Origin of the sequence: Butyrivibrio sp. AE2015 (assembly GCF_000420825.1) — a bacterium.
In the GTDB taxonomy this organism is placed as follows: Bacteria; Bacillota; Clostridia; order Lachnospirales; family Lachnospiraceae; genus Butyrivibrio.
On record NZ_ATVR01000005.1, the window covers coordinates 20775 to 44970 of the forward strand.

The 24196-nt window shown below is 38.9% G+C and carries 20 protein-coding genes; 3 read left to right on the plus strand and 17 right to left on the minus strand.

What is annotated here, in order from left to right:
* Positions 1-18 precede the first annotated feature (18 nt).
* Positions 19-1458 (minus strand): GGDEF domain-containing protein, encoded by a 1440-nt coding sequence (locus G585_RS0104050; RefSeq protein WP_022773160.1) that lies wholly within the window; start codon positions 1456-1458, stop codon positions 19-21.
* Between the two features lie 194 nt (positions 1459-1652).
* On the opposite strand from G585_RS0104050, the gene G585_RS0104055 reads away from it, so the two are divergent.
* From G585_RS0104055 to G585_RS19670, 3 genes are read left to right on the plus strand one after another with little or no spacing between them, the layout of a single operon-like run.
* On the plus strand, positions 1653-2855 hold the full coding sequence (locus G585_RS0104055; RefSeq protein WP_022773162.1) for a 2-hydroxyacyl-CoA dehydratase family protein: 1203 nt from the start codon (positions 1653-1655) through the stop codon (positions 2853-2855).
* Positions 2848-4413 carry a 2-hydroxyacyl-CoA dehydratase family protein gene (locus G585_RS0104060; RefSeq protein WP_022773163.1) on the plus strand — a complete coding sequence of 522 codons (1566 nt, stop codon included), beginning with the start codon at positions 2848-2850 and terminating at the stop codon, positions 4411-4413. Before G585_RS0104055 ends, G585_RS0104060 begins: the two co-directional genes overlap by 8 nt.
* Positions 4414-4427: 14 nt before the next feature.
* Positions 4428-4595, plus strand: coding sequence for a hypothetical protein (locus G585_RS19670; protein ID WP_022773165.1), 168 nt, complete (start codon positions 4428-4430; stop codon positions 4593-4595).
* Between the two features lie 40 nt (positions 4596-4635).
* Here the strand turns inward: G585_RS19670 and G585_RS0104070 are convergent, their stop codons facing one another.
* The 16 genes from G585_RS0104070 to G585_RS0104145 form a co-directional block, all read right to left on the minus strand.
* Positions 4636-5208 carry a 5-formyltetrahydrofolate cyclo-ligase gene (locus G585_RS0104070; RefSeq protein WP_022773166.1) on the minus strand — a complete coding sequence of 191 codons (573 nt, stop codon included), beginning with the start codon at positions 5206-5208 and terminating at the stop codon, positions 4636-4638.
* Entirely contained in the window at positions 5189-5770 is a 582-nt protein-coding gene (locus G585_RS0104075) for an ECF transporter S component (protein WP_022773167.1), read from the minus strand. Before G585_RS0104075 ends, G585_RS0104070 begins: the two co-directional genes overlap by 20 nt.
* A complete protein-coding gene (locus G585_RS0104080) occupies positions 5767-7446 on the minus strand; it encodes an NAD(P)/FAD-dependent oxidoreductase (RefSeq protein WP_022773169.1) in 1680 nt (559 codons plus the stop codon). Before G585_RS0104080 ends, G585_RS0104075 begins: the two co-directional genes overlap by 4 nt.
* Positions 7447-7463: 17 nt before the next feature.
* Positions 7464-8696 (minus strand): aminoacetone oxidase family FAD-binding enzyme, encoded by a 1233-nt coding sequence (locus tag G585_RS0104085; protein WP_022773170.1) that lies wholly within the window; start codon positions 8694-8696, stop codon positions 7464-7466.
* 2 nt (positions 8697-8698) lie between these two features.
* Positions 8699-10339, minus strand: coding sequence for a polysaccharide biosynthesis C-terminal domain-containing protein (locus G585_RS0104090; protein WP_022773172.1), 1641 nt, complete (start codon positions 10337-10339; stop codon positions 8699-8701).
* An 18-nt stretch (positions 10340-10357) separates the two neighbouring features.
* The gene (gene ybeY / locus G585_RS0104095) at positions 10358-10861 is read right to left on the minus strand and encodes an rRNA maturation RNase YbeY (protein WP_022773173.1); all 504 of its coding nucleotides are present in this window, start codon (positions 10859-10861) and stop codon (positions 10358-10360) included.
* The gene (locus G585_RS0104100; RefSeq protein WP_022773175.1) at positions 10842-12056 is read right to left on the minus strand and encodes a hypothetical protein; all 1215 of its coding nucleotides are present in this window, start codon (positions 12054-12056) and stop codon (positions 10842-10844) included. Before G585_RS0104100 ends, ybeY begins: the two co-directional genes overlap by 20 nt.
* Positions 12056-13093, minus strand: coding sequence for a PhoH family protein (locus G585_RS0104105; protein ID WP_022773176.1), 1038 nt, complete (start codon positions 13091-13093; stop codon positions 12056-12058). Before G585_RS0104105 ends, G585_RS0104100 begins: the two co-directional genes overlap by 1 nt.
* 27 nt (positions 13094-13120) lie before the next feature.
* Positions 13121-13603: a 23S rRNA (pseudouridine(1915)-N(3))-methyltransferase RlmH gene (rlmH, locus tag G585_RS0104110; RefSeq protein ID WP_022773177.1), complete on the minus strand. Its 483-nt coding sequence runs from the start codon at positions 13601-13603 to the stop codon at positions 13121-13123.
* 4 nt (positions 13604-13607) lie between these two features.
* Positions 13608-14651 carry a hypothetical protein gene (locus G585_RS0104115; RefSeq protein ID WP_022773179.1) on the minus strand — a complete coding sequence of 348 codons (1044 nt, stop codon included), beginning with the start codon at positions 14649-14651 and terminating at the stop codon, positions 13608-13610.
* A 104-nt stretch (positions 14652-14755) separates the two neighbouring features.
* Positions 14756-16144 (minus strand): NADPH-dependent glutamate synthase, encoded by a 1389-nt coding sequence (gene gltA, locus G585_RS0104120; protein WP_022773180.1) that lies wholly within the window; start codon positions 16142-16144, stop codon positions 14756-14758.
* Between the two features lie 73 nt (positions 16145-16217).
* The gene (locus G585_RS0104125) at positions 16218-17093 is read right to left on the minus strand and encodes a sulfide/dihydroorotate dehydrogenase-like FAD/NAD-binding protein (protein WP_022773182.1); all 876 of its coding nucleotides are present in this window, start codon (positions 17091-17093) and stop codon (positions 16218-16220) included.
* Positions 17094-17194: 101 nt separating this feature from the next.
* Positions 17195-18637 carry a chitobiase/beta-hexosaminidase C-terminal domain-containing protein gene (locus tag G585_RS0104130; RefSeq protein ID WP_022773183.1) on the minus strand — a complete coding sequence of 481 codons (1443 nt, stop codon included), beginning with the start codon at positions 18635-18637 and terminating at the stop codon, positions 17195-17197.
* A gap of 15 nt (positions 18638-18652) precedes the next feature.
* Positions 18653-19516 (minus strand): bifunctional methylenetetrahydrofolate dehydrogenase/methenyltetrahydrofolate cyclohydrolase FolD, encoded by an 864-nt coding sequence (folD, locus tag G585_RS0104135; RefSeq protein WP_022773184.1) that lies wholly within the window; start codon positions 19514-19516, stop codon positions 18653-18655.
* Between the two features lie 28 nt (positions 19517-19544).
* Positions 19545-21221, minus strand: coding sequence for a formate--tetrahydrofolate ligase (locus tag G585_RS0104140; protein ID WP_022773186.1), 1677 nt, complete (start codon positions 21219-21221; stop codon positions 19545-19547).
* A gap of 23 nt (positions 21222-21244) precedes the next feature.
* Positions 21245-24112 carry an FtsK/SpoIIIE family DNA translocase gene (locus tag G585_RS0104145; protein WP_026663765.1) on the minus strand — a complete coding sequence of 956 codons (2868 nt, stop codon included), beginning with the start codon at positions 24110-24112 and terminating at the stop codon, positions 21245-21247.
* Between the last annotated feature and the right edge of the window lie 84 nt (positions 24113-24196).

The window sequence follows — 24196 nt, forward strand, 5'->3', positions numbered from 1 at the left end:
GCCTTTTTAGTTTTCAAATTAGTTTCTTGCAGCTTTTGATTTCATTTTGTCTTCATACATAAGCTTATCAGCTCTTTTAAATACATCGTTCATAGAAGAATCCTTATCCTTGTCAAATACAGCCATTCCAATTGCTGCCGAGTATTTTTCCCAAGGCTCCCTGCTATCGTCTTCCATAAACAATTTGAAAGAATTCTTAAGTTCTTGTAATAGAGTTTCTCTGTTATCAAAATCCCTGTTTTCCAAAAGAACTACAAATTCATCTCCGCCCACGCGAAATACAGGAGAATGATCGTAAATTACGCATATCTCATGACAGGCTCCGAAAATATAGTCATTACCATGCTCATGGCCATAATTGTCATTGATCTTTTTCAGATTGTTGAGGTCTATCATGATAATTCCAAATCTGGCTGCCCCCTTTGAAATATCATCATTTACACGAATCTCTGTTTTATCGTACCATGCCTTATTTTTTACGTGTGTAAGAGCATCCTGATAAGCCAGAATATCCATATGGCTCACCTGATTTTTCATGTCCTGAACTTTACCTTCTGCATCGATGATGTTTTTCACATACACCTGCATATCCTTGGACATTTGATTTACAGCATTAGAAAGAGATTCAACTTCATTCTTTGTGTGAATCCCGGGATCTTCATAATGAAGGAGCGAAGGATCATGCTGATAGTGACTTCTTTGAGCAAAAGAGACAACACTTCTTTCAAGTTTTCTTATTGGTTCTGTAATATTGCGATTCATCCATAAAAGAAACAGAATAAAGAACATTGCTCCCAAAAAGGCAATAAGAATAACATTGGCTACTGTGTAAGTCTGAATTGTACGCTCTACATCATCGACCTCAATATCTACGCAAAGAGCTGCAAAATGTTCGCCTTTGCTATTTATAAGAGGCATCATAGCAGTGTAGTCATAGCCCCAAGTACTAAAATTTTTAAAGTAGGAAATGTTATCTTTATCCAGATACATTTGATAACGCACAATTTCCTCGCGTTCATAGACATCTTTAAGTATAAATCCAAGATAATATCCATCAGGATCTGTTTCTCTTCCCTCCGCTGTATCAGCAGATATAACATTCATCATCACATAATCATCACCATTAATATATGGCTTTATTATATATAGGTAATGAATATCAAAATCCTCCATAATTGAATCCATAAAAGAAACAAGTTCAGTATATTTTTCAGATTCAATTCCTGTTTCCACGCACTCTGAGAGATCTTCAATATCTATATGGCTGTAGACATACTCTAAGACATCAATCATTCGCTTATTGTAGGATTCATAGAGTGAATAATTGAATGACCTGTAAGTAAGTATGCTCAGCACAAGACAAAGCAGTGTTATAAAAGAAAGAACAAACAAAAAAATGCTACGTTTTAAAGGTCTCTTACTTTTGCCTAAAATCTGTTCATCTTTTCGTAAATCCATATAAACTCTCCACAATAAACCATATTATATAAATGATTATATCAATATAACGATATATTGTGCTCATTTTATAAAGATTTATCAAAATTTTCATAGTGTTCCAATAAAAATGCACAATAAATTGACACTAATTAAGTATTACATTAGACTAAATATATAAATTTATTAAATTTTTATAAAGGTAGGGGAACTTAGTGAAAGACTTAAAAAATCTAATATTCTTTGAAAACCTGCTCCTTGAGGCAAACAATGAGCTGGTTCAAAAAGCGCAGGCTGGGGGAAAGATATGCGTTGCATATACCTGCGAAAACACTCCTGAACCGCTCCTAAATCTTCCCGGATGCTTTTCTGCAAGGCTCCGTGCTCCAAGGACAGGTTCTCTTGATATTTCCACTTATTACATGACAAGCTTTTTATGCGAATACTCTCGTGCTCTTTTAGAAAGAGCTATCGAAGGCGGTTTTAACTTTGCAGATTGTATTATCACGCCCGATGGCTGCTCTATGATAAACAGATGCATAGAAAACATGGAGGTCCTTAAGGCTCTTGGCAAGGATAAGAAGAACTTCTTTTTTGAGTATATGGAAGTCCCCATGAAAGCCGATGATAATGGGCTGAACTTATATGTATTACAGTGTAAAAATCATATATTAAAGCCGCTCTCAGAATCCTACGGAATCGACGTAAGCGATGCAGCTATAAGAAAAGCTGTGACTGAACACAATCATGTTTGCGAACTTATACGTGCTATTGGGGAATTCAGAAAAGAGGATAACCCAAGAATAACAGGCTATGAATTTAGCGTGATCACTCTTGCAACTTATGTAGCACCAAAATATCTTTTGATAGAAAAATTAGAAGAAACTCTTAAAGAACTGCAAACGCGTGAACCTGATGAAAAGCAAAATTATAGAGCCAGAGTCCTGGTGGTAGGTTCAGAAATGGACGACACAGATTTTATAAAACTCATAGAAAACTCAGGTGCTTATGTCTGCGCTGACCGCTACTGCTACGGATCTCTTCCCGGAAGGAATCCTATTATCCTTAATGATGAGGAAGATGCTCTTACCCAGATATGCCGCGCATATATGAACAGAGGAGAATGCCCTCGTTTCATGAACACACAAAAAATGGACCACAGACGCGAATATGTAAATGAACTTGCTAAAGAATACAAAGCTGACGGAATCATTTATGAGCAGATGAAATTCTGCGATCCATGGGCTTACGAAAAAATGATGGGCTCTACTATCCTAAGAAATAAATATGGTTATCCGGTACTTGCTGTAGACAGACCATATTCTATTGGAATCTCAGGTCAGATGCAGACAAGAGTCCAGGCTTTTGTTGAAAGCATAGAAATCAAAAAAATACAGCGAGGTAATGTAAATGGCTAAAGAAATTGGTGCCGACAGACTCGGCGATTTTTATAAAGACGGTTCTCTTGTCAGAAAAAGACGTGAATGGCGCGGTCTTGTTGATACAATGTATGACTATTCCAAATGGCTTGGTATCATGTTAACTCTTGGTAAATTCGTTGCAAAACCAAGAAATGTAAAAGCAATGTTCCGCTATAGATGGATGTCAAACTACCTGGCTGTTCCAATGATGGTTGACAGGCACACTCAGGGCCTTCGCGGAGAATATCTTAGAATATGTCATACTGAGCAGGATCTTGTAATAAAAGACGTAGCTAATCTTCTAGACTCACTTTTTAGAGGTGACAGAAGAATTGGTAACGACAAGAAATTTTCAGACAAGGTTGTTCTGGTTGATGAAAATGAAATGACTGCTGTAATGATGGGATTTCCTGATCTTAAGGTATTAAGTCGAGAAACACCTTCTACCTATGTTTCAGTTCTTCTCAATCAGTATGCGGCTTGCCACTACATTGACGTAGCCCAGGAATATGGTCTTGCAGGTGATGTATGTCCTATGCCTGAAGCCGAGGCCGGCGTTTCAATAGATGATGACGCTCCTATTCTTGGTGCCTGTGCAATTCAATGTAACACTACATGTGATGGTTCACTTTTAGGAAATGGTGTCATTTCCCAGAGGCTTGAGCACGAAGACAACATTCCTGTATTCCAGCTTGCTGCTCCACTTCGTCACAAAGAGGATGATGTACAGGAATATGCCGCTCAGGAAATCCGTAATGCAATAGCTTTTGTCGAAAAGCACACCGGTCACAAGTGGAACTGGGATGCATATTTTGAATGTGCAAAAAGAGTCAACTATGCCACAAAGTGCAGACAGGAATGGCTTGAAATGAACAGAACTCCATATCCCCAGGTATTTGGTTCAAACCTTGCACTCTACACTGAAACCAACTATATGGCTATCTGCGGCAGAGTTCCCGCTTTTGAAAAGGCTGATAAGACAATAACAAAGCTAGCAAGAGCGGCATATGCCAAAAAGAAAATGGCTGCAAAAGAATACCGTCACCGCGCCATCGTATGGGGTGTTCAGTCACATTATTACATGGATTTTCTTGTATGGCTTTTAAACTGTTGGGGAATTGTTCCTCTCACAGATATGCTTTCTATGGTTTCTACAAAAGAAATTGCTGAGGTAGATACTCCTAAAAACAGGGAACAGGCCTATTATGATATGGCCTGGCTTACAGAAAACATGATAATGAGAAACCGAACTCATGGAGGATATAAGGTTCTTTTAGATGAACTTTGGGAATTTGTTGAGATGTTCAATGCAGATATGGTAATACTTTGGGAGCACATGAGCTGTAAGGCTCTGGATGGCATGCACGGGCTTTTTGAAGAAAAGGCCAGAGAAAAAGGCATTCCTCTTGTATGGGTATCTCATGATCTCTTTGATCCAAGGATCATATCCCGACAGGGTGTCAGAGATCAGATCAACTCATTTATGAGAACTGTTATGCAGGAAGAGCCTATTGATCCATCACTTGAGGTTCTGCCTGATGAAAAGAGCTGGTAAAAGGAGAAACACTAATGTACGTATTTTTGCATATATTAAAAGTAATTGTTATCATTGTTTTAATTCTCTTTGTTGTAACATTTGGAGTTTATATCTTTAATCTTGATATGAAACTAACTGCCGCCATTTATCCATGGCTTCAAAAACACTACGACAAAATTGACAGAGATCAGCATTTATAATAAAAAAAAGCCTTTCACCTACAAAGGTGGAAGGCTTTTTTTATGCATTTAATATAATATCAATTGGAATATCATGTACATCATAAGGAACATCGTCCACAAGCTGCTCAGTAAATGCAAGCGCTGCAGATCTGATACCAGTAAACCTAAAAAGAAATCTGTCATAATATCCACCCTTATACCCTATTCTGTTGCCTCCTTTATCAAAAGCAACCCCCGGAACTACTACAAGAGTTTTTTCTATTGGTCCATCAAATATAATTGAATCGTCAAGAATCTGCGGCTCTCTGATTCCCATGTAGCCTTCCTTTAGATCCAATATGCTTTTTATTTGGATGAACTCCATAATTCCTTCCTGCCTGTTCATGCACTTTGGGCAAAAAACCTTTTTACCATCCTTCAAAGCTCTGTCAATTATGCCGTCTGTTATGACTTCGCTTTTCATAGAAGCATAGATCAAAAGATTCTCTGAAGCATAATAGTCTTCAAGCGCAAAAAGCTTTTCAGAAATTAAGCTGCTTTTTTCCAAAAGATCCTTTGGTGAGATCTGATTTCTTTTATCCAGGACCTCTTTTCGTATCCTGTCTTTTTCCTTAACTATTTCTTTTTGCATAACTCTTGATTGCTACGAGAATAATAGCGAAATAAATAAAGCCAATACATGCTGTGATAAACTGCACTACTGAAAATGTGTACTGGAATACAGGCATTTTCTGGCGAAGTGGTGACTGCTCAGGAATAAATGTAGGTAAAAGCCATAAGGAAATTGTTACGCCCATAAAAGCTGCCTTTAAAAGTGCACATAAAACTGCCTTTAGAATAAGCATAAGGCTAAATCTTCCATCAAGTTTTAAATCATTTAGATTTCCCTTTAAGAGATAATTCATAGCTACTACAAGTACCACATTTCCAAGCATGATAAATGGAATTATGCCCGGTACTACCATCATTACAGGCGATGCCGCTATAAAGTAAGCTGTTATCGGAGTAATAACAGATAACACGATCGCACATGGCAGATTAACAAGTGAAGCTGCCAATAGAAGGCACGCATTTATAACCGGCCCTGTAATAAAAACACTTAAAGATTTGAAGATCTGACTTATAAGACAGATTGCCAAAAGAATCGCCGTTATCGCAATCTGCTTTGTTCCAAAAGAATTACTTTTTTTCATTTTTTACATATCCTCCCTGCAACATATTCTGCTATTTTCATTCCGTCCATCGCTGCAGACATTATGCCACCTGCATAGCCTGCGCCTTCACCACAGGGAAAAAGTCCTTTCACATTAACAGATTCCCCGTTATCCCCCCTGACTATCCTGACTGGAGAAGATGTTCTGGACTCCACTCCTGATACAAGAGCATATTCGCTGTTGTATCCTTTAATCATTCGTCCAAATTTTTCCATTCCTTGAACAAAAGCATTATTTAAATCATCCGGAAGAATATCATGTACATTTGCAAATACATAATCTCCTTTCATGGATGGAGTGTTCTCTATCAGTTTAAAATCTTTCTGAGTCTGAGCCAATGTATCATCCTCATTAGTGGAATCAGGCTCACCTGATACAGCTTCTTTAAACTTTCCATAATACTCAACAGGAATCTTACCATTTCCTGCTTTAAAGGCCTTTTCCTCAAGACCTCTTTGAAACTCTACACCGGAAAGTACATCATCACCGCCAAAATCTTTAGGATCAACTGTAATAATTATGGCAGAATTGGCATTTTTACTGTCACGCTTGCTATAGCTCATTCCATTTACAGCAAGTCTTCCCTTCTCAGATGATGCATTTACAACAAAGCCTCCGGGGCACATGCAAAAAGAATAAACTCCTCTTCCGGAATCTGTAGTTGTTGTAAGCTTATATGGTGCAGGCTCCAAGGCCTTTGGATCAGCTATTTTATACTGAGAATAATTTATCAGAGCCTGAGGATGTTCAACTCTGAATCCTACAGCGAAAGGCTTAGGATTCATTTCTACATTTTTGTCCTTAAGCATATAAAATGTATCACGGGCGCTGTGGCCGATTGCAAGGACAGCTTCGCTGCAAGGGATACATTCATCACCAACTTTGAGAGCTTTTATCTCACTGTCTTTTGAAACCTCAATCTCATCGACCCTTGATTTAAACCTTACTTCGCCTCCCCATTTTATGATATTGTTTCTCATATTCTTAACAACAGCTCTTAATATATCAGTACCTATATGTGGTTTGGCATCATACAAAATATCTATGGGAGCACCATTTTCTACAAATATCTCAAGTGCAGCTCTTCCTCTGCCATCCTTATCTTTGACCATTGTATTAAGTTTCCCATCAGAAAAAGTTCCTGCTCCACCTTCCCCGAACTGAACATTGGTAGTTTCGTCAAGCTCACCGCTCTTCCAAAAATGTTCAACAATTTCTGTTCTTCTATCTACGTCAGAACCTCTTTCAAGAATAAGTGGCTTAAATCCGTTCTTTGCAAGTACATATCCGCAAAAAAGTCCTGCCGGACCGGCACCTATAATAACAGGCCGAAGGTCTTCCCCCTTACTATGCTGATACTCATAAGGAAATGCATATCGTACAGGTTCAATTATAGAAACATCCTTATTCCTGCATTTCTTTACGACACCTGCTTCACTATTATTTTTCAAAGTAACATCAACAATATAAATATGATAAATCTCAGGCTTTTTCCTTGCATCTATTGAATGCCTGATGATTTCAAAGGATTCCATATTGTCCGCAGACACTCGAAGTAGCTTTGCAACCTTCGCCTTCAGGACCTCCTTTATCGTGTCATAGTCATAGCTCTTATTCTCATCATGTATTACTTTTATCTGGTTAATTCTTATCATTTATCTTTACCTATGCGTTATATAGATGCCACAGTTCCTGCGATGCTGCCTGAAGTAAAGGCCCATTGAAGATTGTAGCCTCCACATCTTCCATCAACATCCAAAAGCTCTCCGACCACAAATATTCCATCATGGGATATTGTGGTCATATCATCCCTCACATCACCAAGACTTACTCCACCTGATGTAACCTGGGACTGCAAATATCCATAATTGGAATCCAGCTTTATCTTATAGTTCCTGTAGCTGTCAAGAATACTAAGGGCCATACTCTCAGATATGTTCTTCATTTTCATGGATCTGCCCATTTTCATTTTTTTTATTATCATATCTGTGATATAGCTATTATGAAATCCTGTCAAAAAGTCAGAAAGTGTTCTCTCATCACGAAGCCTAAGCATCTCTTTTTCCAAGGAAGCATAATCGTCATCGTCATAATCAGGGAAAAAGTTCACAACAGCTGTTATGGGCTTTTTTTCTTCTAATAGTCTTACAATTTTAGAACTCGCCTGCATTACAGGGATTCCTGAAATTCCATCTTTAGTTATCTGAAGTTCACCATATTCTTTTGCAACGACTTCTGTTCCAAGTAAAAAAGAAATCTCAGCAAGACTTCTGACACCGCCCTCAGGCATTATCTCATCCGGATCAGCTTTAAATCCAACAAGAGCCGGATAAGTATCTTTAATGGTAAGCCCAAGCTTTTTGCATATATAGTATCCGTCTCCGGTAGACATAGTTGTTTTAGGGCCGGATAAAGAGCCCGTGGCGATAATCACCCTATCTGCCTCATAGAAAGTGTTATTTGTAATAACGCGGTACTTTTTTTCCTGCCCGTCAGCGATAGGTTCAACAGATTTTAGCTGCTCACCATATATTACATTGATCCCAAGTCTTTTTATCTCATTTTCAAAGGCCTGCACAACGCTTTGCGCCTGCCCTGATAAAGGATATAAATATCCGTCTTCGCTTTTTACAACTATTCCCAGGGATTTAAAAAAGCTTATAACATCCAAAACTCCATAGACAGAAAGCCACTGTTTCATTCTCTTTTCAGCAGCAGCATTATACATTTTCTCATTCATGTTGAGGTTAGAGATATTGCATCTGCCATTTCCTGTCATTGAGAGCTTTTTACCAAGCTGATTATTCTTTTCAATTATGGTTACTGATGCACCATTCCTGGCAGCATATATAGCGGCACACATTCCTGACGCACCACCACCGGCTACAATTATTCTTCTATCCAATTTTAATCCTCTAAACTTTTTTGAACTCCAAAATTACCGGCCAGCATCATAAATACATTTCCAAAAGGAATTCTGCTTATTTCTTTTGCCGTAAGGCCTCTGAAGATGATCATAAGTACAATATAAAGAACTGAATATAAAAGAAGTGCAATAACCAAAGTCAATATATCTCCTATCAGATTCAGGAAGATCACATTGATGATAAAAGCAAGAAGTCCTGAAAGTGCAGAACACAAAAGCGGCACTCCTACAGTTCTTATGAATTCCTGTCTGTATTTGAGCATCTTGCAAAGTAATAGATAGCAGACAATGTCATACAAAACAAATGAAACTATAAGTGATATAAGGATTCCATATGCTCCCATATTTGTAAAGATCACTAAAACTACCATCATTACAACATGAAGTATCCAGGAGAGCAAAATTGAAACAAGTGCAAGTATTGCCTTTCCCATATGATTAAGTAGCCATGAAAAGAAAATTGCTATAGGTGCAAAAACAATAAGAAGGCTCCCAAGTTCGATGAGATAATTTGAAAGATCATTATTCTTTCCAAATACAGCAATTTCAACCGTTTTGGCCATGACAAATATGAAGACCATAACCGGCACAGACAGGGCAAAGAAACTGTGAGCAATAGACTTCATTCTGTCTCTTGCACCTGTTATCTCATCTCTTTCTATACGCGCCATTATCCTGTTCCACATCTTAATAAACGGAAGGATGCATAATATAACAAGTACAGCGATCAGGCTAAGCACACGTCCTGTATATACTCCATAGTTAAGAATATAATCTCCCTCTGCAGCAATGCGCTTTTGATTAATAACATAAAAAACAATATCAAAAAGGATCACCAGTGCAGGTGTGATATATAAAGGGATTATTGACCTTATAGTAATAAGAACATCATTCTTATTATCAAGGTACCTTGGTGCTCCCTGCTTTACTATTTCTTTTATCTCATTTTTCCTGAGAACAAAGCTTACAACAATTTGAATAAAGCCGGCCACAACACCAATAAGTATTCCGATCATCATTCCCGTTGAGCCATAGACGCTGCTGAGCTCATTAACATGGAAAAGATTATTGACCTTAAGGCCATAGTTATAGAGTACTGCAGATATTATAGTTCCTGATACAAGAGCACACAGTGCAATAAGCACATCGGAAATAACTATTGGCTTTGTATAGCCAAGTCCCTGAAGATAACCTCTTAACACGCCCTGTATTGACATAAATAGAGCGCATATAGCTACTATAATGTAATGAAACAAAGATCTTGTAGACCCAAAGAGGATTTCTGAGCAGTAATAACTGCTGATCAAAAGCACAGCAAAAACCATTAAACCACAAACTGCAAAAATCCTAAATGACCTTACCATATTGGTCTGAGCATTCAAATACTGTGACCTTCTGGCTCGTAGCCGTACCATTATCCAAACTGACTTTTGTACAGCAAGGATAAATGCCAGGTATAAAATATAAAAAATGGCAATAGGTCCTGCTACAAAGCCAGCTCCCTTGTCTCCATAGATCCTAAGGGTTATGATCTCATAAATCATCATTATAAAAACAGAAAAGAAAAACATTGATGTAATAACATCAGGTCTTATTCTTTTTTCCTCAAAATACTGCTTCATACTTCTGCTCCCAAAATGTCAGTCCCTGGTAATTCCAAGTGCTTCTAAAACTTCTCTCTGTTTATTTTCCATTACTGCAGCTTCATCTTCTTCCATATGATCATAGCCGCATAAATGAAGCATACTGTGAGCTATCAGAAAAGCAAACTCCCTCTTTTCGCTATGTCCATACTCTTTAGCCTGCTCTCTTACCCTATTCTCATTGACAACAATGTCCCCAAACATTATATTGCCTGTATCCGGGTTCAAAAGATCTATATTCTGCTCACCATCCATTACGGTAAAATCACCGGGAGCATCGTAACTGACATTAGGAAAAGAAAGAACATCAGTAGGTCTGTCAATTTCTCTGAATTCATTATTCATCTCCCTGATGCCCTCGTCATCTGTAATTATAAGACTTATCTCAACTTCATGATCGCACCCCTCTGTCTCAAGGACCTTAGCTGCCACAAGAGTAGCGACCTCTTCTATATCAAAATCAAATTTTGCATCTACTTCATTATCTACGTAAAAAACCATAATATAGTTTCTCCTTCTTAAGGATTTTCCTCATTTCATTAAGTTCCCTAAAGGTAACATCGTAAGCGTTAAGCTCACCATTCTCTATTTTTTTATCTATTATTCCATCAATCAGATGATCATAATCAATATTCACATTAGAGTCTTTTTTTATAAGCAGCATTATGGTCGCAATAACTGTCTCCGACAATTGCACTGTAAGAGACTCCTTAGACCTTATTGAGGCTTTCGAAGGCACCATATACTCACGTAAAAACTCAATAGCTTCAAGAGGAAAGCTGTTTTCTGTGTAATAATGTGAAACATCATCATAGTCCATCTTTCCATCAAGAATTCCTATCCTGTGATAATAGGAACATGACTTAACAGCTCTCGCATTAAACCCAAGTCCCATAGCGATTCTCTCTGAGAGATAAGCTGTATGGATAGCCCTGTAATACTCTTCAGGATTCTTCTCTTTTAGTGCCTGAAGAAGTGAAAACTCAGGGTCATTGATCTCCATATACATGTCATTGGACTTTCGGATAACATAGACTCCAAACATATTAAGAAAGATCAAAAGGATCAAAAGATTTAGCATCAGATTAAGAATTGGCAATAAAAGCACCTTAATTCCCAGAGTTCTGTTCTGAAACAGCACATTAAAAGCCACAAGTAAAACAGCCTGCATGGTCAACGAAATAAATGTAGGAAAAGCTATCTTTGTATTCTCATTAAGATCTCTGAAAACAGCTATAGCTACAGCGCCTGCAAGCATATACATGAAAAGCTCTGAAAAGCTGCCATTCTCTTCAAGCATCACTGTCAGCATCACAAAGCTGGTACCTGATATCATTCCAATCTCATTATTTGAAAAAAGAGCCAATATCACAAAGAATGACATATATGGCCAAAACTGGTCGGGAACAAGAGACAACACGCAGGAAAGAATAAGAGTTATAACATATGCAATTATAAATCTTATTTTTTTATCATAATTATCATATGAAAAACCGCTCTTTCCTCTGCCGGCAGCATCTAAAAGCATAAAAATAATTGTTCCTGCCATTATAAGAGAAACTATCACGTTCCGTAAAATTGCTTCATAGCTCTTGCTGAGTATAAAGGAAAATAAGCCAACTAATAAGCCGGTAAGAATAAACATACCAGCATATAACAACTCAATTTTGTTGAAAGACAGTTCTTTCTTTTCCATCACTTATGAGACTTCTCCAGTTTTCTAATAGATTTTGTTTTCTGTTTATTTACTGCTTTTTTCTCATAATCCTCATATGCTTTAACTATCTTTTGAACAAGCGGATGTCTTACAACATCATTACTTGTAAGAGTACAGAATTCAATATCATCAATGCCTTTAAGGACACTCTGAGCCACATCAAGACCTGACTTAACATCTGGTGAAAGGTCTTTCTGGCTGGCATCACCTGTAATAATGACCTTTGATCCAAATCCGATTCTTGTCAAAAACATCTTCATTTGAGCAGGAGTTGTATTCTGTGCCTCATCAAGGATAATAAACGCATTATCAAGAGTTCTTCCTCTCATATATGCTAGAGGTGCCACTTCTATAAGCCCTTTTTCCATATTCTTGATGAAATTTTCAGTGCCCATTATTTGATAGAGCGCATCGTACAAAGGCCTTAAATATGGATCAACCTTGCTCTGAAGGTCTCCCGGCAAAAATCCAAGTTTTTCGCCTGCCTCAATTGCCGGTCTTGTCAGAATTATGCGGCTTACTTCTTCTCTCTGAAAAGCTGTAATAGCCATTGCCATCGCAAGATATGTCTTTCCTGTTCCGGCAGGTCCAAGTCCAAACACTATCATTTTGTTTCGGATTGCATCAATATACTTTTTCTGGCCAATAGTCTTGGGCTTTATAGGCTTGCCTGATATAGTATGGCAGATAACATCCTTATCTATATCCACAAGAACATTCTCACTATAGCGCGGCTTTGAAGAGCTTTTTTCCTCTTCTTTAAGTGTTATGGCGTAATTAATTGACTGTTCCTCTATTCCGCCACCTCTTCTATAAAGCTGAACAAGTTCTCTGATGATACTTGCTGCTTTCCCGGCGCCTTCTTTATCACCAATGATATGAAGCTCGCCGTTTCTGTCGATTATCTCAACGTGAAAACTGTCTTCTATTTTTCTGATATAACTATCATTCTCCCCAAAAATCCCTCTCTCATCTTCTGCAGAAAGTGATAATCTAAGTTCTGTAATTTCACTCATATAAAATTAATCCCCAATAAATAATCTTTATTTATGATATGGCTCACCACTTATGATCTTGTAGCCCCTGTAAATCTGCTCAAGAAGAATTACCCGCATCATCTGATGAGGGAAAGTCATATCTGAAAAACTAATAAGCTGATTGGCAAGATCAAGAACACTTTTATGCAGTCCCAAAGATCCGCCAATTATAAACTGAATATGGTTTATCCCCTTTACTCCCTGACTGTCTATAAACTCAGAAAAACTCTCTGATGTGAACTTCTTACCGTTTATGGCAAGTGCACAGACAAAGGCAGAAGGATCGATGTTTTTTATTATCCTTTTTCCCTCTTTATCTTTTATCTGCTCTTCAATAGCTGGTGGCGCATTATCAGGAGTCTTTTCATCTGCCACTTCGATTATGTTAAGCTTACAGTATCTGGACAGCCTCTTGGAATATTCAGAAATGGCATCATTCCAGTATTTTTCTTTTATTTTCCCTACACAAATAATTGTTATCTTACTCAAATCTTCAATTAGCCTTTTTTTCGCCTACTATGATACCTGAAACTTTGTTATCCTTTGTTCCTTCCTCTGTCATGTAAACAAAGTCCTTTTCATCATTCTTGTTCTGAAGAACAGGGATCTTTCCATTTTTGTCTAAGTGTGTATTTACTACCTGCATCAAAACGCCATCTTCACAGGTTCCGTACCACTCCTCTGTGTCCTGATCTCTATCAACTGTTATGATATACATTTTGCCATCATAAAAGCCATTATCAAAACTGCCAATAGCATTCTGAACATAAATGTCATCACCATTCATTTTGGTGAAGTCATAGTCATAATGCTCCTGACCATCGCCACTTGGAAGATCATCTACCCATCCACCTGTATACATATGCTCAGTAACAACATAGTTACTATACTCAGGATAGAAATTTATCCATGAACCATTTCCGTTTCTTTTTCCATTTTTCCATTCGCCAAAATAGTACTGATCATCTCCATATACAGCAAGGCCTGTTCCTTCCGGAAGTCCGGAAGAATTAAGATCACCGTAATAATAGAAATCAGAAGTACCTGAAAGCTTATAAGACATAGCCTCAAATCTTTCAAGATGAGCAAGATCTCTTACCGCCTCAGTATTATTATCTGCCCAATATGTATACATTTCCTTAAGCTGCGCATTAGTATCTATGGCAAGACCTTTGTATACATTCTTTAGAACAGCCGCTTTAGTTGAATACAAACTGTTTCCTGAAATGTCGTTTGTTGTACTTCCTGTTTCTTTTGACTGTAAATCTGTTTCTGTACTACTTTCATCTGTACTTGAACTATCTTCAGCTTTGTCTGAAGATTCACTGTTTGATTCTTCTGAAGATGCCAAAACACCAGAATCAAGGTTCTGGTCCAAAGAACTCTCTAAAGATGCATACTCGCTTATGTTCTCATCAAGAAGCTTTTCATCATTCTTATTTTTACCTGAAAGAGCTAAAAACAGTACTAAAATCAGTAATATTGCAGCTACTATACCTGATGTAATAGCAACTTTAATTTTTTCATTCTTATCCATATTATTCTCCAATCCGCAATCCTACTAATTATAGCATAAAACACAAATCTTCCCAAACCTATTAAAAGGCCTGGGAAGATTTTATTGTTAAAAATAATATTTATTTACTGCTTTGATGAAAGATATTCATCGATACCCTTTGCTGCTGCTTTACCAGCACCCATGGCAAGAATAACTGTTGCAGCACCTGTAACTGCATCACCACCTGCAAAAACACCTGGTTTTGATGTCTGTCCATTTTCTTCCTGTGCAACAATACACTTTCTGCGATTTATCTCAAGTCCTTCAGTAGTTGATGAGATCAAAGGATTAGGTGATGTTCCAAGAGACATGATGACAGCATCACAGTCAATGTCAAACTCTGAACCAGGAACTTCAACAGGGCTTCTTCTTCCTGACTCATCAGGTTCACCAAGTTCCATTCTGATACATGTAATACCTGTTACCCAGCCATTTTCATCAGCGTGGATCTCAACAGGATTTGTAAGAAGATCAAAAATGATCCCTTCTTCTTTTGCATGTCCAACTTCCTCTTTTCTTGCAGGAAGCTCTTCTTCGCCACGACGATATACAACATGTACCTCAGCACCAAGACGAAGTGCTGTTCTGGCAGCATCCATAGCTACGTTACCACCACCAACAACTACACATTTCTTAGGTCTCATTATAGGTGTTCTTGAATTCTCATCAAAGGCCTTCATAAGATTGCTTCTTGTGAGGAACTCATTGGCAGAGAACACACCCATAGCCTGCTCTCCGGGAATATTCATAAATCTTGGAAGACCTGCGCCTGAACCAATAAACACAGCTTCAAAGCCTTCCTTTTCCATAAGTTCATCTATAGTTACTGACTTACCAATAACAACGTCTGTTTCAAGCTTTACACCTAAAGACTTAACATTTTCAATTTCCTTTTTTACAACAGCTGTCTTTGGAAGACGGAACTCAGGAATACCGTATACCAATACACCACCAGCCTCATGAAGAGCTTCAAAAATAGTTACATCATAACCCATCTTTGCAAGATCTCCGGCACATGTAAGACCTGAAGGACCTGAACCAATAACTGCGACCTTCTTACCTTTCTTTTCCTTTGCGCCCTCTGGCTTGATTCCAAGTTCTCTTGCTGTATCAGCTACATATCTCTCAAGCTTACCGATTGAAACTGCATCGCCTTTGATACCTCTGATACATTTTCCTTCACACTGGCTCTCCTGTGGGCAAACACGTCCGCAGACAGCTGGAAGCGCACTAGACTTACTGATAGTCTGATAAGCGCCTTCTACATCGCCTGTTTTAACCTGTGAGATAAATGCAGGAATATCAATTGAAACAGGGCATCCCTGAACACACTGAGGATTCTTGCAGTTTAAACATCTAAGTGCTTCTTTTTCAGCTTCTTCTTTATTATATCCAAGGCATACTTCCTCAAAATTGGTAGCACGCACTTTTGCATCCTGCTCTCTGACAGGAACTCTTACAAATCCGTCCATAGTTGATCTCCTTATTTTTTATTTAAAGGTGTTAATGATATACGGATTGCTCCACTTCGTTCTCGCAATCCTATCATTCACAGTTTCCGCATCCACCGTGATGAGTATCACCTTCCTGTGCTTTTAAGAACAATCTGCCTTCTTCTGTCTTATACAGTTTCATACGGTTCATAGCCTGATCGAAATCCACCTTATGTCCGTCAAATTCTGGCCCGTCAACGCAGGCGAACTGAACCTTTCCATCTACTGTAAGACGGCATGCACCACACATTCCGGTTCCATCAACCATAATAGGGTTCATACTTACGACTGTTGGAATTCCAAGTTCCTGAGTTAATTTGCATACAAATTTCATCATGATCATTGGTCCGATAGCTACGCAGTGATCATATTTATTGCCTTCATCCCAAAGATCCTGCAAAGCCTTTGTAACCATTCCACTTCTTCCATAAGAGCCATCATCGGTTGTGATATGAAGGTTACATACCTCTTTAAATCTGTCCTCAAGGATTACAAGGTCCTTGGTTTTTGCACCAATTATAACGTCGCAATCAACACCATGTTCTTTAAGATATTTAGCCTGAGGATAAACAGGTGCTGTACCGACACCACCTGCTATAAATAAAATTTTCTTTTTCTTAAGTTCATCTACGCTCATCTCACAAAGGTCAGAAGGTTTGCCAAGTGGTCCAACTACATCTGCAAGTTCATCGCCGGCCTTTAACTTTGAGAGCTTGTATGTTTCAGCTCCGATTGCCTGAGCAACGATCTCAACTGTACCTTTTTCCCTGTTGTAATCACATATAGTAAGAGGAATTCTCTCACCTTCCTCGTCAACACGAATAATCAGGAACTGGCCGGGTAAACACGCGCTTGCTACACGTGGAGCTTCAACAATCATTTGATAAATGTTTGTAGTAAGCTCATTTGCCTCTAAAATTTTGAACATAGTCTTCCTCCTACATTAATAAAAATTTACATTGCATCAATGATAAAATAAATTGCTTAAAATTTCAATTAGTAATTTAAATTGGTAAAGTGTTAAAATATCTATCTATTAGAAATTGTGATAAGTGTATACTTACCACTCGAATCATATCCAAGTCTGTTAACTGTACCATCATGTGTGTTTACCGCATACATAAGTCCTGTTGGTTTAACTGTTCCGTCATTGGAAACATGATTTTCCATAACAACATAATATTCACCAGCACCCTGAATTTCAATAATAGAATTGTAAATATATTCGTTATGTCCATCCTGGCCTCTCACCTTACCACTTGTATCCAAAAGGATATCCAGCCTTACAAGTGTATTAACAATACTGTTAACAGCCTGTTCAGTAGAAACAAGCCTCGTATAGATAAGGTGATACTGTCTTTCAACTATCTCACTGCAGTCACCATCCTGATTAAATGCAATAAACTTGAAGACAGAAGTTCCTACAGGCATAGTTATTGGTGAAATATACTGCTTTGATTCAACAGTCGGGTCACTGCCATCGGTTGTGTAGAAAATAGTACTGCCAGCTTCAGCCACAGCAACTATCATTGTATTCTGATTATATTCACCACTTGGTTCCATTATCTCCGGAGCAGCTGGTGCTCCATGTTCTACTACATAGCTTTGCTCGGTCATCTCACTATAAAGACCGTATTCATTTACACATACAGCCTTTATGTCATACTCACCGCTTTCATCAAGTACAATTGCATTCTCATATGCAATACTGCTGTTATCTGGATTGTCTCCATTTACAGTATAGAAAATGCTACAGTTCTCATCTGCCGTAACTTCTACATTTACAGTACCTTCATAGGCACCTGAAACAGGAACCATTTTGGGTGATGAAGGAATATATTTTTCCCTAAGAGTCCTTGTTATATCTGTATCTTTCTCAGTCAAAAGAACTGTCACTTCCTGATAAGCTCCCTCCTGCTTGTATATTGAGATTATTCCCTCATAGGCAGAAAGGACTTTTTCATCAGAAAAAGATGAGCTCCCTGTTATCTGTTTAAGTGCATCAACAGCTTCCGCATTCTTGCCGACCTCAAGATAATAATCAGAAAGTCTGAAAATAATATCTGAATCATTCGGAAATTCTTGATTTCCTTGGGCCAGATAATCTATGGCCTGGTCCATTTCCCCTGAATTTTTTGATTCACCGGCAAGCCTTAGATAATATTTGGGCGACCTGCTGTTATAGCCTGCAAAAGTAACAAAAAGACAGACCACAAGAATTACAGCCAAAGCGCAAACAAGAAAAGTAAGCTTTTTCTTTCTGCAAGCAGCAAAGAAAGACATTATCTTCTTTTTGCGCTCAAGCCATTTCTTTTCATCTTTGGTCAGCTCATTCGCAAGACCAGTGAGACTTTCCTTTATTTTGTTTTCTACTTCCGGCTCAAAATCAGGGACAAAGTTAATCTCTGTACCGCAATCATCACAGTACATATGTCCCTCTGGAATTTCTTTGCCGCAATTAGGACAAATCATAGGCTCTCTTTCTCGTTATGATTCCATATGCATCAAAGCAGCTTCATAACAGTTATTCATAAGCATTGCTATAGTCATTGGTCCTACACCACCAGGTACAGGAGTGATAGCAGAGGCAATTTCTGATACTTCGTCAAATTTTACGTCTCCGCAAAGCTTGCCATCTTCACCTCGATTAATACCAACATCTATTACAACTGCGCCTTCCTTTACATGATCCTTGGTGATCATACCGGCTTTTCCGACAGCTGCAATAAGAATATCTGCTCTTTTACAGACTTCTTCAAGGTTTTTGGTCCTTGAATGAGCAATTGTTACAGTAGCATTTTCTCTTAGCATTAAAAGAGACATTGGTTTGCCGACGATATTTGATCTTCCGACAATAACGCATTCTTTTCCAGCTATATTAATCTTGCCATCACAACCTCTTTTTAAAAGCTGTATTACACCAGCAGGAGTACAGGATACAAATCCCTTCTCTCCAATGCAGAGCGCACCAACATTCATAGGATGAAAACCGTCAACATCTTTGGAAGGTGAAATCGCATTGATGACAGTTTTCTCGTCGATATGCTTCGGAAGAGGCATCTGAACAAGTATACCGTCTACATCCTTTCTTCCGTTAAGCACATCAATAAGTTTTAATAATTCTTCCTGTGTTGTCTCTGCAGGAAGTTCATAAGATAAAGATCTAAAGCCAATGTATTCACATGCTTTTTTCTTATTTCTTACATATACCTGTGATGCAGGGTCCTCTCCTACCAATATTACAGCAAGCGTTACCTCTATTCCTTTTTCTTTTAAAAGAGCTGTCTTTTCTCTTAATTCATCTTTGATCTGGCTAGAAATAAGCTTACCATCAATGATCTGTGCTGCCATATAAATTCCTTTCGTACTGGTATCTACTTTAGAACAATCCTGTTATTTTGCCATCAGCATCAACATCGATATCGAAAGCTGCCGGATGCTTAGGAAGTCCAGGCATAGTAACAATTGATCCCGTAAGCGCTACAACAAAGCCTGCGCCGGCAGAAACATATGCTTCTCTGACAGTGATCTTATAATTTGTTGGTCTTCCTAAAAGTGATGGATCATCTGACAATGAATACTGTGTCTTAGCCATGCAGACAGGAAGATTCTTAAAGCCCATATCCTCTATCTTAGCAAGCTGCCTGGATGCAGCAGGAGTAAAGTTTACGCCGTCTGCTCCATAAATCTTGGTTGCGACTGTCTCAATCTTTTCCTTAAGTGAAAGATCATCCGCATATATTGGAGCATAGTTTGACGGCTTAGTATTTATAGTATCAAGAACTTCTTTTGCAAGAGCCTCTCCACCTTCACCACCTTTTGCCCAAACTTCAGAAAGAGCAAATTTGCAGCCTCTCTCCTCGCAGAACTTCTTAACAAACTCAGTCTCAGCATCAGTATCTGTGATAAATGAGTTAAGTGTTACAACAACAGGCACTCCATACTGCTGTATATTCTCTATGTGTTTCTCAAGGTTTACTATTCCCTTTTTAAGAGCTTCAAGATTTTCAGCGCCAAGTTCAGCCTTGGGAACTCCGCCATTATATTTAAGGGCCCTTATAGTAGCTACAAGAACAACTGCATCTGGCTTTAGGCCTGCAATACGACACTTGATATCGAGAAACTTCTCAGCACCAAGATCTGCGCCAAATCCGGCTTCTGTAACTGTAATATCAGAAATTCCAAGAGCTGTCTGTGTAGCTCTTACAGAATTACAGCCATGTGCAATATTGGCGAATGGGCCACCGTGAACAATTACAGGTGTATGCTCAAGTGTTTGAACAAGGTTAGGCTTAATAGCATCCTTTAAAAGAGCTGCCATAGAGCCAACTGCCTTCAGGTCGCCTGCAGTAACTGGTTCTCCATTAAAGTTATATGCAACTATTATCTTGGATAATCTCTTTTTAAGATCATCCATATCACTTGCAAGGCACAAAATTGCCATGATCTCAGAAGCAACTGTTATAACGAAATGATCCTCTCTCGGTACTCCGTCAGCCTTAGCGCCAAGACCTACAACAATATTTCTGAGAGCTCTGTCATTCATATCTTCAGCTCTTTTCCATATTATCTGTCTTGTATCGATTCCAAGTTCATTGCCCTGCTGAATGTGATTATCCAAAAGAGCTGCCAGAAGGTTATTGGCAGATGTGATAGCATGGAAATCACCGGTAAAGTGCAGATTTAAATCCTCCATTGGAACAACCTGCGCATATCCGCCACCGGCTGCGCCGCCCTTAATTCCGAAACATGGTCCAAGTGAAGGTTCTCTAAGTGCTATTACTGTTTTGTATCCTAATCTGCTTAAGGCATCGCCAAGTCCAACGCTTGTGGTTGTCTTGCCTTCTCCTGCAGGAGTAGGATTAATAGCAGTTACAAGAATAAGTTTTCCCTTTTTGTTTGCCTTAGCTCTCTTTAAGTAATCCTCAGACAACTTAGCCTTATACTTGCCATAGTACTCGAGGTCATCCTCTGAAATGCCTAATTTCTCAGCCACTTCCCTAATGTGAAGCATTTTTGCTTCCTGAGCGATTTCGATATCACTTTTTACAGCCATTAATAACTCTCCTCCTAGCTCTTTCAAAGTATTTCTTCAAACTGTTCCTTTGTCATAAGTACTTTCCTGGGCTTGGTTCCTTCTTCGTCACCAACAACACCTGCTTCACAGAGCTGATCCATGATCCTTGCTGCCCTGTTAAAGCCAATCTTGAATACTCTTTGGAGCATTCCAATTGATGCCTTTTCTTTTTCTATAATGATCTCGCCTGCCGCAGCGAAGTACTCATCCCTATCGGAGAAAGGATCACCGGATGAACCATTTGATGATCCGCCCTGACTCTGGATGCTGCTTATCTGCATCTCGATCTCTTCTCCATATCCAGTTTCAATTCCTTGATTTCGAAGGAAATCAGTAACAGCCTGTACCTCTTTATCAGATACAAATGCTCCCTGCACTCTGGCAGGTTTCGTATACCCCTGAGGGTAGAACAACATATCACCCTTACCAAGAAGCTTTTCAGCGCCATTGATATCAAGAATGGTTCTGGAATCAACACCACTTGAAACAGCAAAAGCAACTCGGCTAGGCATATTAGCCTTAATAAGGCCGGTGATAACGTCAACAGAAGGTCTCTGTGTTGCAATAATAAGATGGATACCTGCAGCTCTTGCCAGCTGAGTAAGTCTGCATATAGCGTCCTCTACCTCATTGGCAGATACCATCATAAGGTCTGCAAGCTCATCAACAATAACTACGATCTGAGGCATTACTGACATACTTCCATCAGTGCAGCCCTCTGCAATCTTATTATATCCTTTAAGATCTCTGACTCCGGAATCCGCAAACTTTTTATATCTGTTTGTCATCTCCGCAACGGCCCAGTTCAGAGCTGCTGCAGCCTTTTTAGGATCAGTGACAACAGGTATCATAAGATGTGGAATACCGTTATATACGCTAAGTTCGACGATCTTAGGATCGATCATGATCATCTGAACTTCTTCAGGCTTAGCCTTGTATATAAGGCTCATGATAATGGTATTGATACATACTGACTTACCTGAACCTGTGGCACCCGCAATAAGAAGGTGAGGCATCTTTGCAATATCTGTAACAACAGTTTTACCTGCAATATCCTTACCAACGGCAAATGCAAGCTTTGATGAAAATTCCTTGTATTCCTTGGACTCAATAAGGTCTCTGAAGGCAACAGCCTGATTCTCCTTATTGGGAACCTCAATACCTACCGCCGCTTTACCCGGAATAGGCGCTTCAATACGAATATCCTTGGCAGCAAGGTTCATCTTGATATCATCAGCCAGTCCGACGATCTTATTGACACGAACTCCCGCTTCAGGCTGAAGTTCAAACCTTGTAACAGCAGGTCCCTGACTTATATCTGTGACAGTTACATTAACACCAAAGGTCTTAAGTGTCTCCTGCAATTTAAGTGCTGTTTCTTTAAGCTGTCTTGCAGAATCCGCATTCTTGTTCTTTGTTCCCTTTTCCAAAAGAGATACCGGTGGAAATACATATTTCTTTGGAATGGCTTTTTTATGAGCCTCAATCTCTTTTTCCATTCCGGGGCTTGTAGTAACAGGTCCTGACGCGTTAATTACAGAATGTGAAGATGAAGGCGCTGTTGAGTCTATTCTGGTAGAAGCATTTTTGCTCATGGAAATATGATCCTGCGCATGAATAGAATACTCTCCGTTCATACCATTGCCGATATCCTCTGCATGAATAGGAACATCGGGTAAAATATCCTCTTCTTCTACCGGCTCAGAAGTCGCTGCCACAAGCCTGCCGTGCGCTACTGGCATTTCAGGCTCATACTCAGGCTCTTCTATTGCAGGGGGCACCTGCCTGATCGCATGCTCAGTAGCTGGTTCTGAATGAATCTCTCTGATATCTGATTCCTCATATGTATCAGGATTTTCATCATCAAATCCCATTCCATGAATAACAGGATCAGTTATAAGAACCCTCTGACCATCTGGCTCAACCTCTGTTCTAACTTCATTATGGTTCAGAACGATCTCATGAATGTCATCATGGAAATCCTCTTCATCAGGAATAAATATATTCTTTGCAGGAGGTTCATTCTCATCATGAACATGGATCTCAGAACGATTTTCTTCCTCGTCCTCTTCATCCTTAAGGTCAGTTTCAAGCATAACCCCTCGGACATTCTTTTCCATTCTTAGAATCTTTTCATCCTCTTTCTGCTCGATGGCAAGACGTCTTTCCTCTTCTATTTCAGCGCGTCTTTGTTCCATCTTTTCTCTGCGGCGTTCAGCATAATCCCTGTAATTGGCAGCATCTTCCCTGGTGCGCTCAATAATCTTTCTTCCACCCTTTTTAAGGCCTCCGACAAAAGACTGCTCGGTAAATACCACTATGCTCGCTATTCCTATAACCAGCAAAAGCAGCGCTGTTCCTGCAAATGAAAGATATTTGTAGATTATATATGCTAAAGACCCAGCGAAGAATCCACCGCCGTTTCTTGCGGCGCTGGACTGACTATAAATAAAAGCAATATCGTATTTAGTTAATGACTGAGGTCTTCCGGTGATCAGATCCGCAATTATTCCAATCACAAAGAATATAACTATTCCGGATACAATTTTCCTGACTGAGGCACTTGATCCAAAATTAGCTATACCAATAGCAACTGCTCCAAGCATAACCAAAGGAGCAACATAGGCCGTAATTCCAAAAAGTCCAAAAAGAATGGAACTTACAGCGTTGCCAAAATCTCCACATATTCCAAAATTACATAAAAAAAGGAAAATAGTCAGAGCTATCACAAGAATCACAACAAGCTCACTTTTAAGAGAGTAATCGAATTCCTCTTCCTGCCTTTTGGGCGCACGAGTGCTTCTGGCTTTCGATGAACTTCTTGTAGTTGTTTTTCTAGACTGTTTTCTCCCCTTACCAGACTGTGTCATATGATCCCCTTATTCCATACAAAACTCTTAATAGTATATCATTTTTAGCAGGTTTATGCTATACTAACAACTGATTTAATATGC